16 protein-coding genes are annotated in these 17,319 nt (G+C 52.0%); 3 read left to right on the forward strand and 13 right to left on the reverse strand.

The window, feature by feature from the left end; genetic code table 11:
• Positions 1 to 486: 486 nt before the first annotated feature.
• The 8 genes from BQ7364_RS12625 to BQ7364_RS12660 all read right to left on the reverse strand — a co-directional run bounded on the left by BQ7364_RS12625 (position 487) and on the right by BQ7364_RS12660 (position 7,198).
• Positions 487 to 1,659 carry a phosphoribosylaminoimidazolecarboxamide formyltransferase gene (locus BQ7364_RS12625; protein ID WP_072685067.1) on the reverse strand — a complete coding sequence of 391 codons (1,173 nt, stop codon included), beginning with the start codon at positions 1,657 to 1,659 and terminating at the stop codon, positions 487 to 489.
• A 215-nt stretch (positions 1,660 to 1,874) separates the two neighbouring features.
• A complete protein-coding gene (locus tag BQ7364_RS12630) occupies positions 1,875 to 2,450 on the reverse strand; it encodes a TetR/AcrR family transcriptional regulator C-terminal domain-containing protein (protein WP_072685068.1) in 576 nt (191 codons plus the stop codon).
• A gap of 11 nt (positions 2,451 to 2,461) precedes the next feature.
• The gene (locus BQ7364_RS12635) at positions 2,462 to 3,034 is read right to left on the reverse strand and encodes a manganese efflux pump MntP (protein WP_072685069.1); all 573 of its coding nucleotides are present in this window, start codon (positions 3,032 to 3,034) and stop codon (positions 2,462 to 2,464) included.
• A 299-nt stretch (positions 3,035 to 3,333) separates the two neighbouring features.
• On the reverse strand, positions 3,334 to 3,750 hold the full coding sequence (locus tag BQ7364_RS12640) for an Hsp20/alpha crystallin family protein (protein WP_072685070.1): 417 nt from the start codon (positions 3,748 to 3,750) through the stop codon (positions 3,334 to 3,336).
• 69 nt (positions 3,751 to 3,819) lie between these two features.
• Entirely contained in the window at positions 3,820 to 4,239 is a 420-nt protein-coding gene (locus tag BQ7364_RS12645; RefSeq protein ID WP_072685071.1) for an Hsp20/alpha crystallin family protein, read from the reverse strand.
• A 132-nt stretch (positions 4,240 to 4,371) separates the two neighbouring features.
• Positions 4,372 to 4,794, reverse strand: coding sequence for a YdeI/OmpD-associated family protein (locus tag BQ7364_RS12650; RefSeq protein ID WP_072685072.1), 423 nt, complete (start codon positions 4,792 to 4,794; stop codon positions 4,372 to 4,374).
• A gap of 270 nt (positions 4,795 to 5,064) precedes the next feature.
• Positions 5,065 to 5,697 carry a DUF2238 domain-containing protein gene (locus BQ7364_RS12655; protein ID WP_072685073.1) on the reverse strand — a complete coding sequence of 211 codons (633 nt, stop codon included), beginning with the start codon at positions 5,695 to 5,697 and terminating at the stop codon, positions 5,065 to 5,067.
• A 127-nt stretch (positions 5,698 to 5,824) separates the two neighbouring features.
• Complete coding sequence (locus BQ7364_RS12660) at positions 5,825 to 7,198, reverse strand: MATE family efflux transporter (RefSeq protein ID WP_072685074.1); 1,374 nt, start codon at positions 7,196 to 7,198, stop codon at positions 5,825 to 5,827.
• Positions 7,199 to 7,406: 208 nt separating this feature from the next.
• Between BQ7364_RS12660 and BQ7364_RS12665 the strand changes: the two genes are divergently transcribed.
• Both BQ7364_RS12665 and BQ7364_RS12670 read left to right on the forward strand, forming a co-directional pair.
• Positions 7,407 to 8,015, forward strand: coding sequence for a YigZ family protein (locus BQ7364_RS12665; protein WP_072685075.1), 609 nt, complete (start codon positions 7,407 to 7,409; stop codon positions 8,013 to 8,015).
• 221 nt (positions 8,016 to 8,236) lie between these two features.
• Positions 8,237 to 9,616 (forward strand): MATE family efflux transporter, encoded by a 1,380-nt coding sequence (locus BQ7364_RS12670; protein WP_072685076.1) that lies wholly within the window; start codon positions 8,237 to 8,239, stop codon positions 9,614 to 9,616.
• A 251-nt stretch (positions 9,617 to 9,867) separates the two neighbouring features.
• On the opposite strand, the gene BQ7364_RS12675 is transcribed toward BQ7364_RS12670, so the two are convergent.
• The 3 genes from BQ7364_RS12675 to BQ7364_RS12685 form a co-directional block, all read right to left on the reverse strand.
• Positions 9,868 to 11,109 (reverse strand): alpha-L-fucosidase, encoded by a 1,242-nt coding sequence (locus BQ7364_RS12675; protein WP_072685077.1) that lies wholly within the window; start codon positions 11,107 to 11,109, stop codon positions 9,868 to 9,870.
• A 199-nt stretch (positions 11,110 to 11,308) separates the two neighbouring features.
• A complete protein-coding gene (locus BQ7364_RS12680) occupies positions 11,309 to 11,872 on the reverse strand; it encodes a chromate transporter (protein ID WP_072685078.1) in 564 nt (187 codons plus the stop codon).
• Complete coding sequence (locus BQ7364_RS12685; RefSeq protein ID WP_229056729.1) at positions 11,869 to 12,474, reverse strand: chromate transporter; 606 nt, start codon at positions 12,472 to 12,474, stop codon at positions 11,869 to 11,871. Before BQ7364_RS12685 ends, BQ7364_RS12680 begins: the two co-directional genes overlap by 4 nt.
• A 115-nt stretch (positions 12,475 to 12,589) precedes the next feature.
• Here BQ7364_RS12685 and BQ7364_RS12690 point away from each other — a divergent pair, with 115 nt between their 5' ends.
• Positions 12,590 to 13,480, forward strand: coding sequence for a LysR family transcriptional regulator (locus BQ7364_RS12690; RefSeq protein ID WP_072685079.1), 891 nt, complete (start codon positions 12,590 to 12,592; stop codon positions 13,478 to 13,480).
• Between the two features lie 275 nt (positions 13,481 to 13,755).
• Here the strand turns inward: BQ7364_RS12690 and BQ7364_RS12695 are convergent, their stop codons facing one another.
• Positions 13,756 to 14,886: a toxic anion resistance protein gene (locus BQ7364_RS12695; protein ID WP_072685080.1), complete on the reverse strand. Its 1,131-nt coding sequence runs from the start codon at positions 14,884 to 14,886 to the stop codon at positions 13,756 to 13,758.
• 308 nt (positions 14,887 to 15,194) lie between these two features.
• Complete coding sequence (locus BQ7364_RS12700) at positions 15,195 to 17,318, reverse strand: AAA family ATPase (protein WP_083538593.1); 2,124 nt, start codon at positions 17,316 to 17,318, stop codon at positions 15,195 to 15,197.
• Between the last annotated feature and the right edge of the window lies 1 nt (position 17,319).

Raw genomic sequence — 17,319 nt, forward strand, 5'->3', positions numbered from 1 at the left:
ATGAATTGACGTTGTATTTGTGCTTTTCTTCCTGTTTAGTTTTCAAAGATCGACGCCCTCTCGCGAGGTGCTCATTAATATTACCAAATCACCCCTTTTCTGTCAACATCTTTTTTTATTTTTTTTGTATTTTCTCCCCTCACTTTGTTTCCCCCTTATTTTAAAGCCTTTTTGCTTATTTGTTCATTTTTCGATCGAGGGGTAATTCTCGTTTTGCTTCATTTCTTGACTCGCCATTTTTAATTCTTTCTTCCAATTTGAATCACGCTGTTTTCTTTATTCAATCAATCGTCTTCTTCAATTTAAGCCCGGTCAGTTTCATTCAAGATCATTTCTTCTTTTCCGTATAAAGAAAAGAATATCCTTTTCAGCCAATGCCGGACACCACGCAGTGTCCCCGGTTGATCAGGATATCCTTCTCTTCGCTTTTTTATTTTCAGAATGACAAACTTGAATGCTTGTTCTTATTTTTAATGATGGAACTTTTTAATGATGGAACAGCCGCACGCCGTTAAAGATCAGAACGATACCGTAGCGGTTGCAGGTATCAATGACATGATCGTCGCGGACCGAGCCGCCTGCTTCAACAATATAGGACACGCCGCTCTTGCGGGCCCGTTCAATATTATCACCAAACGGGAAGAAAGCGTCGGAAGCCAGGGAGACGCCGCTGACCTGTGCCAGCCAGGCTTTCTTTTCTTCTGCCGTCAGGACCTCAGGCTTTTCCGTGAAGACTTCCTGCCAGCTTCCCTCGCGCAGCAGGTCTTCCCATTCGTCGGAAATATAGACGTCGATCGCGTTATCGCGGTCAGGCCGCCGGATCTTCTCTTTAAACGGCAAGCTCAATACCTTCGGATGCTGACGGAGATGCCAGATATCCGCTTTGTTGCCCGCCATGCGCGTGCAGTGAATACGGGACTGCTGGCCGGCGCCGATCCCGATCGCCTGGCCGTCTTTGGCATAAACAACGGAATTGGACTGGGTATATTTGGCCGTGATCATCGCGATCAGCAGATCGCGTTTGGCTCCCTCCGGCAATTCCTTATTTTCAGATACGATATTCTGAAGCAGATTTTTGTCGATCTTCACATCGTTGCGCTGCTGATGGAAACGCACGCCGTACACTTCTTTGCTTTCCATTGGTTTGGGCGTATAGTTGGGATCCATCTGCAGGACCAGATAGGTTCCCTTGCGTTTTGCGCGTAAAATTTCAAGCGCTTTTTCGCTGTAAGACGGAGCGATTACACCGTCGGAAACTTCCTTAGATAAGAAACGGGCCGTGGCTTCATCACATTCCTCAGACAGCGCCGCAAAATCACCATAGGAAGACATCCGGTCAGCACCGCGGGCACGGATATACGCGCAGGCAATCGGCGTCAGCTCGATTCCTTCGCAGAAATAGATCTTTTTCATTGTTTCATCCAAGGGCAGCCCGATCGCCGCGCCGGCTGGAGATACATGTTTAAAGGAAGCCGCGGCGGCCATGCCGGTCGCTTCCTTCAATTCCCTGACAAGCTGCCAGGCGTTGAGAGCGTCCAGCAAATTGATATAGCCGGCCCGTCCATTTAAAACGGTAAAGGGCAGGTCGCCTTCTTCAATATCAACGCTGGCTGGTTTCTGGTTGGGGTTGCATCCGTATTTCAGCTGATACTCTTTCATCTGTTCTCCTCCTTTTACGAAAAAAAGCCGCACTGCTGGTCCACAATGGCCCAGACGGTCGGCTCTGCTTAGCATTAACTTCCCTGTGGTCAATTCCACTTCCGTCAGTCGGTTAACTGTCTAAAAATTATCACGCTTCCGTCTTTGTGTCAAGCCTTCTTCCGTGAAGTTTTCCCCATTTTGAAAGGGAACTTTACAAATGGCCTGCCCAAAACTCACAGCCCGCTGCCGCCGCTTTGCGGCATATCGAGGAAATCGAAAATCGAGCTGGTGACCACCGCGCCGTATTGCTTCAGAAACGTCTCGCTGTCCATGCTGCGGTTGTGGCACAGCCAGTGATTGACCGTATAGCACAGACTGTTGCCGAAGTATCCGGCCAGCTCTTCCTCGCTCATCGTACCTAACTGCTCCGGCCGGCCATAACGGCGGAACATCTCGGTAAACAGCTGCTGGACGTTTTCTTCAAACAAGTCTTCAAAGCTGTTCTGACCTGTGATCCGAAATGCGATCTGATAGAATTCGCGGTTTTCCACAAAGTTATCGAGCATCGCTTTGACAGCTTGAAGGAATTGCTTCTTTTCAATATACGGGAGTGCGGTTTCCACCGTATCCAGATAGATGATGTAGCTTAAAGCGGCGTACTTATCTTCGAAGTAATTGTAAAACGTCGCCCGGATGACGCCGGTTTTGTCGCAGATTTGTTTAATCGTGATCTTCTCAAAACTTTTCTGCAGCATGAGTTCTTTCAGGCTTTCAGCCAGAAAGCGTTTCATCATCCCCCGTTTTTCCATGCTCGTCCCCCCTACCGCAGATGCGTCAGCACCTGGAAAAGAATCTTGAGACTGATCAAAAAGAGAATGACGCTGCCCGCCGTGAAGATCGTCCGACGATAGGCCAGCCCCAGCCGATAGCCGATCTGTTGTCCCAGCTCAACGCAGACCAGCGTAACCAGCGTTGAAATCAGACATACCTGAATCGAGTCTGTCTGAAGCAGTGTCATACTCGTGCCCAGCAAGAACACGTCGACGCTGGTAAGCAACCCCAGGATGAGTACTTTTTTGTAGTTAAAGCTTTCGTCGTGACGTTCCTCGAAAGCTTTTTGACGAAATGCCTGAATCAGCAGGAAGCAGCCCAGCGCAAACAGGATCAGCGCGGCGATCACCTGATTGACATGCAGCACCAGCTGGCTCTTGATCAGAGAACCGGCCAGCGACCCCAGCACGATCATCAACAGACTGGATCCGGCGAAGATCAAACTGTTCATCAGCGAACGGCGATGTTCCTGAGGATTCATCATCGCGCCCCGCGCCATCATGACCACAAAGCAATCCAGCGACAAAGCCAGGCAGGTGACCAGAATTTCGAGTGTATTCACCTGATTCTCCCTCCTTTATTGTTTACAGACCCAGTATAGCCGAAGGGGAACAGGGATGCGATAGACAATCGTCAGATTCTGTCAATTCTTCCGGATTCCCAGCCTGCTTTTTAAAACGGCAGGCATGGCGGCGGATTAACTCAGCCTTCAGCAAGACGGATATTTTCCATTCGCTGCAATCTTATGAAAATGGATTGCTTACTTCCAACAGCCGAAACACCGGGCTTTGTCCCTGAATAGACAAAAGCGCAAAAAGAAAAAATCAGCGGCACTTGCGATCCGCTGATTCTAAGCCCGGGTTATTCAATCATAATGGTTTTCTTGTTTTCCACAGCCGGCGCATCCTTCTTCGGCAGAACGATCTTCAGCTCGCCGTTTTCATAGTGAGCTTTGATATCCTCCGGTGTCACCGCCTCGCCGACATAGAAGCTTCTGGAGCAGGAGCCCTGAACCCGCTCCTGGCGGATTACGTTGCCCTGATCATCCTTTTCTTCCTTATTGGTATTGCGGATAGCGGAAACCGTCAGATAGCCGTCTTCCAAATCCATCTTAATGTCTTCCTTGCTGCAGCCTGGCAATTCAATGTCAAGCAGATAACTGCCGTCCTTCTCATGGATGTCACAGCGCATCGCCGTAATTGCGTTGCGGTGGAGCAGCGGTTCGTCAAACACGTCATCAAAGAAGTCGTCAAACATCATTCTCGGTAGTAATCTCATACATCACACCTCTTTCTGTTTTCAACTTATGCGATCCTGCCTGATCAGAACTCTGATTGCTCAGAGAAGTTATTCAATCGAAATGGTCTTTTTGGTCTGCATCGCCTGCGGATCCTTCTTCGGGACGAAGACCTTCAGTTCGCCATTCTCATAGCGGGCTTTAATATCCTCGACATTCATTTCCTCACCGATAAAGTAGGTCCGGGTGCAGCTGCCGCTGAAACGTTCCTGGCGAACGAGCTTGCCCTGTTCGCTTCGTTCTTCATTGGAAGCTGTGCGGGCGGCCGCAATCGTCAGATAACCGTCTTCCAGTTCCATTTTGATTTCTTCCTTTTTAAATCCAGGGAGTTCAATATCCAGAAGATAGCCATCTTCTCGCTCACGAATATCGGTTTTCATGACAGCCGGGACGTTATTCTTTCTGAAAAATGGATCCTTAAGAACCTCGTCGGCCAAGTTGTCCATCCAGGTGTTCGGTACAAATCTCATCTTGAATCGCCTCTTTCTATCTGTCTTATTCCTGGCTTCATTGGGTCTTTCCCAACTTGCAATTTTAGTATATCACAGTTTTTAGCACTGTCAATAGATAAGTGCTAATTTTCTTATTTTACTTTCACAAGTTCACAAAGTACGTCTTTCATAGAGCATCGCGATGATTTTGTCAATCCGGCGAATTCGTTGTTCCTCTGCACCTTGTTCAGCATAATTCATGATTCGTTCCCGCTGCCAGGGATCAAGCAGCTGAAAAAAATAACAAGCGCTTCGATTGGCCAGAAGGGCTTCCTGCAGGGCTTGAGGACAGCGCGTCAGGCATTCGCCGGCTTCCGGAGCCAGCCAGATTTCAACGGTGCCGCCGGCGGTGAGCGGCTGCAGGGAAAAAGCTTCCGCAGGGAGTTCCAGTGTCCAGAGACAGCCTTTTCTTTCCGCCTTTTGTTTGAATAACAGGGTTCCCAGCATGACGATCAGCGCCCCTTCCGGCATGGTCTCCGTCTTGATTTCAAGGTGCGGCTGCGGAACAGCGCGGACGATTCCTTCAATCTGCATCATGATTTCCTCCTGGCCTCTAGTATGCCTCGGCGGATTTAATTTATTTTTATTTTCCCGCCTTTCTGCGGCAGAACCGTCTGATCAGCGCTGTTCGATTTTGCCGGTTTTTGCGTAAGAGGACAGAGGATCCGGACGGCGGTTTCTCCGCTTTGTCTGAATTTTAATCCTGCTTTTGTCTTTTCCCGCGAAGAAACGCTTGAAAAAACGAAATAAAAACTGCCAGTCTTCTGCGTAGAAGTCCCTGACAGTTTTTAATCGGCCGCTTTTTTAACGGTCTTTGAGATTGGTTTGATAAAACGTCTTCAGCGAAGCGGTCAGCGGATCGTTTTTTCCTTTGCGCTCATGCCGCGTCAGCAGGGTCAGAAAGACAAGGCCGCCTAAGAAGCAGACGATCATATCTGTCATCGTATCATAAACGCCCTGGGTGTAGTGATTGATCGCGTCGATCTTCAGAAAGATCAGGCAGGCGAATTCAAAGCATTCCCACAGAAAGGCGATCATCATGTTGATCCCCTGAATCGACAGACATTTTAAAAGGTAATGGCGCCGCGAGTCTTCCGTCCATTGTTGTTTCAGCCAGCAATAAACCAGTGTGATCCCGGCGCAGATCAGAATGCCGGAGCTGAAATGCAGAACTTTGTCAAAGCAGGGAATGGCATAGCCGTTAAGCGTATTGCCGATAATCATCGCGACGGCGATGAACAGCTGCGTCCAGAACAACAAACCCCAGGCGTCTTTTAATTTCAACCCTTTGACCGCCAGCGGACCGATCAGCTGCACGCCCAGCGCCATCGCCAGATAGCCCAGCTTGGCGTAGAGGTGATGCTGCAGCTGAAAGATTGTGCTGATAATCATCAGCGCCGCCGAAGCGCCGTATAAAAAGATACATGCTTTTTTCATGATCAGACTCGCGACCTCCCTGTCTGCGTTATGCCGGCTGTTTTTTTAGCTTACCGGAATTGGAAATCCAAAGTTTTCAATGACTTTCACAACGCGGATCATGTCTATGCGCCGCGTCGGTATTTTATTAATATGCCCCGGTTTCCTGCCGTTCCGCTTCAAAACTTTTCTTTATCGTTTTTAAAGCGATCGGCACGAAGATCAGCGCGACGAGCAGCTCCGCCGCCGGATAACAGAACCAGACGGCGCCCAGGCCGCCCAGCTGGCCGAGTATCCAGGCCAGCGGAATGATGAATACCAGCTGGCGCAATAACGACATGACCAAGCTCATCATGCCTTTGCCTAACGCCTGGAACATCGTCGTCATGATGATGCTGCAGGCCGCCGGCAAGAAGCACAGCGCCAGCACCCGCAGCGCATAGCCGCCCAGCTGAAGCATCTGATCAGAGCCGTTGAACAGCTTCAGCAGCATCTCCGGCATCGTCCAGAACAGCACCGTGCCGACAAGCATGATCGCGACCGCCACGCCGAAAGAGAGCGCCAGCGTGCGGGTGAAGCGTTTTTCATCCGCCGCGCCGTAGTTGTAGCCCAGAATCGGCATGGCACCCTGGTTTAAGCCGAAAATCGGCATGAAGACAAACGACTGAAGCTTAAAATAGATGCCCAGAACCGCCACTGCCGTTGCAGAAAAGCTCATCAGAATGGCGTTCATCGCAGTCGTCGTCAGGGAACCGATCGCGTTCATGACAAACGTCGGAATCCCGACGCGGTAGATATCCTTGGCCGCCTGCATCTGCGGATGATGCCGCCACGGCGCGATATCGACCTCATGCGTGCCGACTTTCAAGACGATCAAGACGAAGATCATCGCCAGGATCTGACCGATAACCGTCGCCACCGCTGCGCCGGCCACGCCCATTTTCGGTACGCCGAAATAGCCGAAGATAAAAATCGGATCAAGAATAATATTGGTAATCGCGCCGATCAGCTGCGAAATCATCGGCACGATCATGTTGCCGGTTGCCTGCAGCACGCGCGAACAGGTCATTTCAATCATGACGCCGACTGAGAATACCATGACGATCATCAAATACTGCGACCCCATCGCAAACACCGCGGCATCCTGCGTAAACAGGCCGACAAACGGCTTGGCCAGAAACAGACCGACGAGCATGCACAGCGCCATGTTGATCAACGACAGCACGATTCCGGTATTCGCTGCAATATTCGCTTCCTCCCGGCGTTTCTCGCCTAACCGGCGGGCGATCAGCGCATTGGTGCCGACCCCGACCCCCAGCGCCAGCGCGATGATCAGCATCTGCAGCGGAAAGGCGATCGAAACCGCGACCAGCGCGTCTTCGCTGACCTGTGCGACGAAAATACTGTCGACAACGTTGTATAACGACTGAACCAACATCGAAAAGATCGCCGGCACCGACATGCTGAAAAGCAGCTTGCCGACCGGCATGGTCCCCATTTTATCGGAATTGAATTTACTCATAAAACCCCTGCTTTCTTAAATCAATAGTCTTATTCTAGTTGAATTGGGCTTATTCTACAAGTCTTATTTCAAAAGGATTTCGCCGGGAATGGGTGTTCCGGTTTTTCTTTTGTTTTATAGAACAAGCTTCGATCCCTAAAACGATGAAAACGGGAAGGATTGTTTGCGGCTTGAAATCATGATAAGATGAAAACCAAGAGGTGATCGCATGCGGCTGAAAGAAGATTTTCATCACACGATCGTGATCGAACGGTCGGAATTTATCTGTTATGTACGCAAATGTCTGGATGAAGTGCAGGCCAAGGCGTTTATTCAGGAAATCCGGAAGCTGCATCCGGAAGCGAATCATCATTGTTACGCGTATATCGCCGGGCAGCACAACGAACTGCAGCGTTCCAACGACGCGGGAGAGCCCGGCGGGACTGCGGGCGTCCCGATGCTGGAATCCTTGAAGCTCAGCGGCCTGCAGGATTGCTGCGCCGTCACGGTGCGGTATTTCGGCGGAATCAAACTGGGCGCGGGCGGCTTGGTTCGGGCGTATTCCCGATCGGTCAGCGAAACGCTGAAGCTGGCGCCGAAGGTGGAAACGATCCAGATGGACCGCTACACGCTGACGTTTTCCTACGACCTGATCGGCAAGCTGGATTATTTATTAAAGGATCAGGCGGACATCGTGGCAAAAGAGTATGGCGAACAGGTGGTCTACGAGTTTTTAACGACAAATTCTTCCTTAATCGAAAAAATTCAGGAGCTGACCAGCGGACGTTACCCCTGCCGCTGGCTGGCGCGGGAGCTGGTGGAAAAGGATTGCGGCTGACGCTTCATTGGTTTCCCCAGACAATCCGGCTAACGAAGTAATGCTGTGTATCCCGATTCATTGACAGCCGGCACTGCCGGCTAACGAAGTAACCGGGTTTCCTCAGAATCGTTCAGCTTGTTCAAAAGCAGACTTTTTTCTTGTGCTTCCCGCAGCGCAGGGGCGGTGTTATAATAAATTAGATTTTCAGACACTGTGTCTGAACGATAGAGGAATAACGAATGAATTTAAAGCTTCAGCCGTTTCTGCCCTCCGGCTTCGATCCCCAGGAAGGCAGACATTTATTGAAAGAAACGATCGACCTGGCCTGGCCGGCGACGGTGGAATCGATCTTCGTCGGATTGGCGTCGCTGGTCGATACGATCATGGTCAGCACTCTGGGCACAACCGCGATTGCGGCGATCGGCCTGACCAACCAGCCGAAATTTATTGCGATTGCGTTCATCGCTTCCCTGAACGTCGGCATCACGGCGATCATTTCCCGCCGGATCGGCGCCAACCGGCTGGACGACGCCAATACCTGTCTGCGGCAGTCGTTGTTGATGTCCGTGCTGATCTCGGCGCTGGTCTGCGGTTTATCGTTTCTGTTTGCCCGGCCTTACATCCAATTCGCGGGCGCGCAGGCGGACACGATTGATCTGGCGGTGCAGTATTTCCGGATTGTCATCGTCGGCCAGTTCTTCGGCAATATCGGGATGACGATCAACGCCGCCCAGCGCTGCGCCGGCAACAGTAAGATCTCGATGCGCACCAATCTGGCGGCCAATGGGATCAATGTGGTTTTCAATTATCTTTTGATCGGCGGACATTTTGGCTTTCCGCGCTTAGAGGTGGCGGGCGCGGCGATCGCGACGGCACTGGGCTGCTTCATCGCGTTTTTAATGAGCGTCCAGTCGTTGGTCAGTCCCAAAAGCAAGCTCCGGCTGACGTTGAAAAAAAGCTGGCTGCCAAGCCGGGAGGTGTTGGCGCCGGTCGGCGAGATTTCGTTCAGCGCGTTTGTGGAACAGCTGTGCATGCGGCTGGGTTTCTTCCTGTATGCCTTAATCGTCGCGGGCCTGGGTACCAAGATGTTTGCGACACATCAGATCTGCATGAATATCTGCAACATCTGTTTCAGCTGCTACGACGGCTTTGCGGCCGCCGCGGCGGCCTTAGTCGGCCAGAATTTAGGCCGCAGGCGCAGCGATCGGGCGGAGTGCGTCACTGTGATCTGCAACCGGCTGGCGATGACGATGGCGGTTCTCATGGTGGCCGGGCTGATCCTGTTTCGCGCGCCGTTGATTCAAATGTTTACCGCGGATCCGGAAATCATCCGGCTGGGATCGTGGATTATGATACTGTTCGCGCTCAGCGTCCCTTCTTTAAGCGCGATGACGGTGTATGGCGGCGCGCTGCGCGGAGCCGGGGACACACGCTTAATCGCGGTGTATGCCTTAGTTTCGACCACGATCATCCGCCCGGCCCTGTCCTGGCTCTTATGTTATCCGGTCGGATTGGGTGTGATCGGACCGTGGATCGGCTTGCTTGTTGACTTTGTGCTGCGGTTTGTGCTCTGCCGCCGGCGCTATCAAACCGGCCTGTGGAAGCAGCGGGTTTATTAATATCGCTAAAACAGACTTGGAATTTCACGAAACTTAAAAGCCTTGGATTCTGCGCTCGAATTTTCATTCAAACCAAAACAAAAAGCTGGTCATGCTCAGCCTGAATTCAGGCTGGATATGGCCAGCTTTTATATCATTGCTTCCACTATAAATTAATTCGGTCTCCTATCCCAGTTTAATTCTCAGATCTTGGAAAGCGTTATCTTATGTTTTGTTGAGTTAAGCTTGCTTAAAAGTTACGAAGCCCCGGCTTATTCAAACTCCACTTTGGCGACACGCACAATCCAGTGGCTGCCATATGGGAAGCCGACAGCGCGGTAGCTGCAGACGTCATCCTTCTGGCTGAACAATAATTCCTCGCCGTTGTCGATCCAGCGGATCGATTTGACCTTGCGGTGCAGTTTGGACAGCGAATGATCCTCATCGGTGCTTTCATACGCCGCGACGACGTCCTTCGGCCCCAATAGCGGAAGATCGTGGACATACACATACGCCGCCCCGTCTTTTTCCAGCACGAAGTCTTTTTCATGGCTGCAGCGGATATCGCACACCTTGCCATCGTACAGCGAATCCTTCGCCATCGCCGTCCACTGGCCGATGACTTCCAATAACGCTTCCGTCATCTTCGTAACGCCGCCCTGGCCGGTCAGCCCGATGTTCAGCAGATAGTTGGCCCCGACCTTGCGGGCATGACACAGCCGTTCGATCATCTGACGCGGACTCTTGTAATCCAGATCATGCGCCGCGATGCCCCAATGCCGGTTCATCGTCTGGCACATTTCCGCCGTGATGTATTTGGCCTTGCCTTCGCGATCCATCGGCGTCGCCTGACCCTGTTCAAACGTAACGGAATCCAGCTCAGGATGACCGGCTTCGCCCTGACGGGACAGACCGGTGTTGTTGATGATCATCGCATCCGGCTGCAGCCGCCGGATCATGCCGTAGAACTCATCCAGCTTCCAGTCCGCATCGCGCTTGGACCAGTTGCCGTCGAACCACAGCCCGCCGATTTTCCCATAGTGTGTGCACAGAATCTCCACCGACTTGGACAGATATTCCAGATAAGCGTCGAAATCGGCGTCAAAATCCGGATGAACCCAGTCTAAGGTCGTGTGATACAGGATCGGCAGGATATCTTCCTCGCGGCAGGCCTCGACAAATTCTTTGACCAGATCCCGTCCGCACGGTGTATGCATGACGTCGTAATCGGTCAAACCGCGGGTATCGTACAATGAAAAACCGTCGTGGTGCCGCGTCGTCAGCGTGATGTATTTCATGCCCGCCTGTTTGGCCAGCGCCACAATCTTCTTTGCATCGAAGTCCTCCGCCGTAAAGTTGTTGAACAGCTCGGTGTACTTTTCCTGGGAAATATGATGCAGGTTCATCGTCCATTCCCCTTGCGCTAACTGGGAATACAGTCCCCAGTGGATAAACATGCCGAAGCCGCGCTTTTCAAAGTCGGCAATGTATTTTGCCGGTACAGGAATACTCATAATAACAGCCCTCTTTCTTTCTCTCTGCTTATATTGTATCAAAATTTCAGAGGCAAAACGACTGGAATTTCGCGATCTGTCCAAAGCGGGCGCCGTTGCGTGGCAGCTCTCAGCGCTTCTCAAAGTCCGCAGCCGGTTTTCTGACATAACAGGTAAAAGAAAAGAACGGCGTGTGTCCGTTCCTTTCAAAAGAAATGGATTAAATAAAGCTCAGCAGCGCGCTAATCACGCCCACGCCGACCATGACTTTGATCGGGCTTGGTTCCCATTTGCGCAGAATGAAGAACGCCGCCGCAAAGAAGATCAGATTCTGCGGGTCAAGAAATTCCAGACCGAAGCCCGCCGCGCCTTCTTTGAAGAACGCCAGCTTGCAGATCGACAGCCCCGCCGAAGCGATCAGAGCGATGACGACCGGGCGCAGACCGGACAGAATGCCTTTCATCAACGACAGGTTTTTATATTTGGTATAAACGTAAGCCAGGGATAAGACGATGATGCAGGAAGGGGCCACGCAGCCGATCGTCGCGATGATCGCGCCCGGCAGACCCGCGATATGCGTGCCGACAAACGTCGCAGAGTTGATCGCGATCGGTCCCGGCGTCATTTCCGCAATCGTGATGATATCCGCAAACTGTGTCATCGTCAGCCACTGATGAATTTCAACGACCTGACTCTGGATCAGCGGCATCGCCGCGTAGCCGCCGCCGATGCTGAACAGGCCGATCTGGAAAAAGCTCAGAAACAGCTGGATAAAGATATTCATTTCTGTTCCTCCCCTTCTTTCGCTTTCTTCTCCCGCGTCATGTAATCCACTGTGCCGATCGCACCGCAGACGACGATGATGATCAGGATGTTAACCTTAAAGTAAACGCTGGCGATGAACGCCGCGACCAACAGGAAATACTTGACGACGTTCTTTTCTTTCACTAATCCCTTTAACATGTTCCAGACGACGTCCAGAATGACCGCCGCCACCGCCGCCTGCATGCCACGCATCACGGCGCTGACAATCGGCGAACTGCGGAACGCCGCATAGAAATAAGAAATAATCGTTAAGATAATTAACGGCGGCAGCACCGTCGCCACGATGTTGACCAGCGCGCCCGGCACCCCTAACAGCCGGTAGCCGATGATGATCGAACCGTTGACCGCGATTGCGCCCGGGGAACTCTGGGCAATCGCCACCATGTCCAGCATTTCTTCCTCGTCGATCCAATGCAGCTCATCGACAAACTTCTTTTTCATCAACGGGACAATGACGAACCCGCCGCCGAACGTAAACATGCTTAACGTAAATGTCGAAGCGAACATTTTTGCATACATTTGTAATTTTGAAGGCTTTTTCTTCTCTTCCATTTGTGTCATCTCTTCTTCCTCCCGCTCTATTATAAGACTTGTGTTCTCATAAAGACAATAATATAATTTTATAAATAACATATCATTTTTGATATGAATTCGATTTCAGGAAGGAGCGTTGATTATGACCCTGCGTCATCTGCGGATTTTTGTTGAAGTCTGCCGCACGGGAAGCATCACCAAGGCCGCGGAAAGCTTGCATTTGAGCCAGCCGGCAGTCTCGCTGGCGATCCGACAGCTGGAGGAATACTATGGAATTCTCTTATTCGACCGGATCTCCAAAAAGTTGTATCTGACGGAATCGGGCAATAAGATGCTGAGCTATGCGAGCCACATCATCGAATCGTTCGACGATATGGAGACGCAGCTGAAAAACTGGGACAGCGCGGGAACGCTGCGGATTGGTTCCAGTATCTCAACCGGGACACAGATGCTGCCGCAGTTAGTCCGGCGCTTCAACCTGCGGTTTCCCCAGATCCGCACGCAGGTTCTGATCGACAATTCACGGATCATTGAAGACAAAGTGCTGACGAACCAGCTTGACCTGGCGTTAGTGGAAAGCTTGTCGTATTCGCCGGATATCGTCTGCGTACCGTTTTACACCGACCGGCTGATCGTCATTACGGCCCCAATGCATCCGCTGACTCAAAGTCCCAAATGCACAGTCAAAGCGCTTGCCGATTACCCGGTATTATTAAGAGAACCGGGCAGCGGTACCCGCGAGGTCGTCGACGCCCTGCTGGTCACGGCCGAGGTTCAGATCACGCCGCTGTGGGAAAGCACGAGCACCCGCTCGATCATCAACGCCGTCAAGGAGAACATCGGGATCTCGATTTTGCCGTATGAGCTGGTCAAAAACGAAATTCAAAGCGGTGCGATCGCCGGGCTGCCGCTGGCCTCCCCGCTGCCCAACCGCACCTGCAGCATCATTCACCACCGCAACAAATACCTGACGCCCTCCGCTCAAGCATTTATTGAGGTCTGTCAGGAATACTCCAACCTTTCCCCGCAATAATTCCAGCCGATCCTGACGCAGGATTGCACGATGCCGCGGGGTCTCGCTATTTTTAATCCAGGGTTGATCACTGCGCAGACATTCGCAAACAGATCTGCCCGCAGCAAAAAGTGTAAATATAAAAAAGAATTCCGCTCCGTCCGGGTTTCACTCCGGCAAAGATAGGAATTCTTTTTGTTTTAATCCTTGATCTCTGCGCACAAAAACGCCTGCGAAACAAACGGGAACTCCATCCGGACTTCCGTTTTGTTTTGACGTATCTGAAAACCGCCGGCTCAGCGGTTGATTTCCAGCAGCTTCTGATTGAGCTCTTTTTCGATCTTGCGCAGCTCGGCTTCGGCTTCGATCCGCTTCTGGCGGCCTTCCTTCTGAATCTGAGCGACTTCGTCCAGCGTCGAGATCAGCGCTTCGTTGGTATGCTGCAGCGTTTCGATATCGACGATGCCGCGCTCGGATTCCTTCGCGGTTTCGATCGTTGCCATTTTCAGCGTGTCGGCGTTCTTCTTCAGCAGCTGGTTGGTCATCTCGTTGACCTCGCGCTGAGCTTCCATCGCCTGCTTGGAGTGGTTCAGGCCCAGCGCCAGCACCATCTGACTTTTCCACAGCGGAATCGTGTTGACCAGCGTCGACTGGATTTTTTCCGTCATCAGCGTATCATTATTCTGAACCAGACGGATCTGCGGCGCCATCTGCAGAGCGACCGTGCGCGTCAGTTCCAGATCGTGAATCTTCTTTTCAAACCGATCGCAGGCGTTGGCCAGATCGTTCGCCTTCTGCGCGTCTTCCGGCAAACCGCTCTTCTGCGCGGCGGCGATCAGCTGCGGCAGATCCTTGCTTCGAACTTCCTGCAGCTTTTTCTTGCCCGCTAAAATATACATCGTCAGTTCCTTGAAATGAACCATGTTTTTCTCATACAGCTGATCCAGAAGAGCGATATCGCGCATCAGCGTGATCTGATGATCCTCCAGCGCCTTGGAAATCTTATTGACGTTTACCTCGGCCTTGTCATACCGGGCTTTCATCTTTTCCATCTTGTTCGTCGTTTTCTTGAACATGCCGAACAAGCCTTTTTCTTCTTCTTCATCGGCAGAGAAACCTTTCAGCTCGCCGACCAGATCCGCCATCATCTCGCCAACTTCGCCTAAATCCTTCGTTCTGACGTTCTGCAGAGCGGAATCGGAGAAATCCGCGATTTTTTTCTGGGCTTCCGCGCCATACTGCAGCACGGTTGTGGACGAGGTAACGTCGATCTGTTTGGAAAAGTCGTCGACCATTTTCTGTTCTTCCGGACTTAATTTCACTTCCTGCTGCTGATCGGCAGTCTCCATCTGTACAGCCGGCTCCGCAACGGTTTCTTCTTCTGTGATCTGGGGATTCAGCGTCAGCGTAATTTTCTCTTCAGCCATGGATAATTCCTCTTTTCTATCAATTTATTTATCTACCTCTTTAATCTTAGACGGTCGCTTTCCGCTTGTCAAGAAACTCAGAGATGTCGGCCGCAATCAATTTTGTTCATTTGCGAAACTTTCCAGTTTCTCAAGGAAACAGCGACAGACGATCAAACCCTTTCCCCTCCCTTCCGCGCTTGCCACGATTTCTGATTTTAAACCTTGGCCCGCTGCGTTCAACGAAAAAGCTGCCGCAGAGGACAGCTTGTTTTAGTCTTGGAGACTTCGCTGATTTATCTTTCTCACCGCTATTCATAGATCCGCATTCATGCGGACAGTTCGAGATCGAAGTCTTCCCGAAGCAACAGATCCATTCGTACCTGCGGGTCGCTGAGAATGCGGCGGGATTGGTTCAGGATCGCTTTTTCCACCGTGTTGCGGGCCAGACGGCCGTTGCCGCTGCGGGCGGCGGAATTCATCTGGACGGCGTTGAAATAAATCGTCAGATCATTCAGACAGCTCTCGTCGATCACATAATCTTTGCCCTGCGCCAGCGAAACAGCGATCTGCGTCAGTTCGCTGCCGGTGTAGTCGGCAAAATTCAGAATATTCGGGAACCGGGATTTCAAGCCGGAATTGGCGTTGAGGAATTCTTCCATCTCACGGCTGTAACCCGCGAGAATGACGATCAGATCGTCGCGGTGATCTTCCATGCCCTTAACCAGCGTATCGACGGCTTCCAGACCGAAGCTGTCGTCCTTGCCGCGGACTAACGAATAGGCTTCGTCGATAAACAGCACGCCGCCCAGCGCGGATTCGATGATCTGCTGGGTCAAAGGCGCGGTATGGCCGACATAGCGGCCGACCAGATCGCTGCGGCTGACCTCGATCAGCTGCCCCTGCGTTAACAAGCCGAGCGCCTTAAACAGCCGGGCGACCAGCCGGGCCATCGTCGTCTTGCCTGTCCCCGGATTGCCGGTAAAGATCATGTGGCGGGACAGCGGGGCGGCTTTTAACCCTTGTTTCTGCCGCAGCTGCGTCACTTTGTAATGTTCTTCCATCGACCGCAGCGTGTCCTTGACTTCCTGCAGACCGACGATCGCGTCCATTTCCTTGCGGATCGCGTCAAGATCGTCCTTTTCCAGCCGGATCAGATCCGAAATCGCCAACCGCTGGCCGTTCACTTCAAAAACCCATTCCCGTCCCGCTTCCGCACGAACCTCCAGAACCGGCTCCGGCTGCTTCAGGCACAGCTCGTTTAAGGCTGCGTTCAGCTGACGCACATCTTTTTCCAGAGCCAGTGCCCCGGCAGAGGTTTCCAGAACCGCCAGCCGTTTCTGCGCCGCATCGTCGTCCAACAGGAGCGTCACGTTCAGCTGTTTCTTCGCGGTCTGCACGCTTTCGTTTAATAACCGCTGATAAATCGTCAGCAGCACCTCCTGACTTAACGGCTGGGTTGCCGGCTGATCAAGAATCTGTTCCACCATCGAATTCGGGAAGTTCTGCATCAGTGCCTTGCGTGAAGTCGTCAGAAAGACGATATATTTGTTCGTCAGCTTCAAGGTGGACACCGTCTGCGTCACTAACGAGCTGCCGGCTTCCACCAGTTGTTTTCCTTTATTCAAAACGTAGCGCTTGTTTAACGTCACTTCTTCATTTTGACACAGCTTCATCAGCTGGTTGAGAAAGGGCGGATACAGCGCTTCCGCCTGTTCGATCACGATCACTTCCGCCGGTGCGCAGGATGCCGCGTAAATATCCTGAATGAAGACTTTTTCCTGATCGCTGCCGGCATAATGCGAGCCGTTGATCATCACGACCTCCGCACTGGCCAGCCAGTGTTTTTCCGCCAGAATGTTGATCATCGTGGCCAGGGCCAGATGCCGGCCGCTGCCGGCCGGGCCGCTGATCACAAATACATTGCGCAGCTGGTCCTCCGGCTGCCCGCTGGCCAACGGGCGGAAAAAAGCCCGCGCCAAATCCGCCAGAAACGGTTCCTGACCTAAAACGACGGTCTCCGTCTGTTTTGCGGCTTCCTGCATTCCATTCAGCACGGCCCGCAGATCCTGAGCCTGCCGCTTCTGATGATTCTCGACGTCGACCGAAATCCCGAAATCCTTCTGCACCTCGGCCTGCAGCTTCGCAAAATCCTGATCGGTAAACCCCAGATCGCGGGATTGATCGCGCAGGGCCTCTGCTTGTTTCTGTAAATCCTCGCTCTGCTGATGCAGGATCGCGTTGAGCTGATCGACGGCGTTTTCCGTCGTGCTCAGCGTATCCTCCACTTGTTTCTGATGTGACTGTGCCTGATCCAGACCCGTCTGCACTTCATTCTGACTTTTTTTAACCTGTTCAAGATAGTCTTCGGCCGAAACGGTATTCAGCCGGTGACCGCGGAACATCGAATTCATCAACTGTTCCAGATCTTTTTTTTCATTATCCTTTGCCATG

The sequence above is a fragment of the Holdemania sp. Marseille-P2844 genome (assembly GCF_900120005.1).
Classification (GTDB): domain Bacteria; phylum Bacillota_I; class Bacilli_A; order Erysipelotrichales; family Erysipelotrichaceae; genus Holdemania.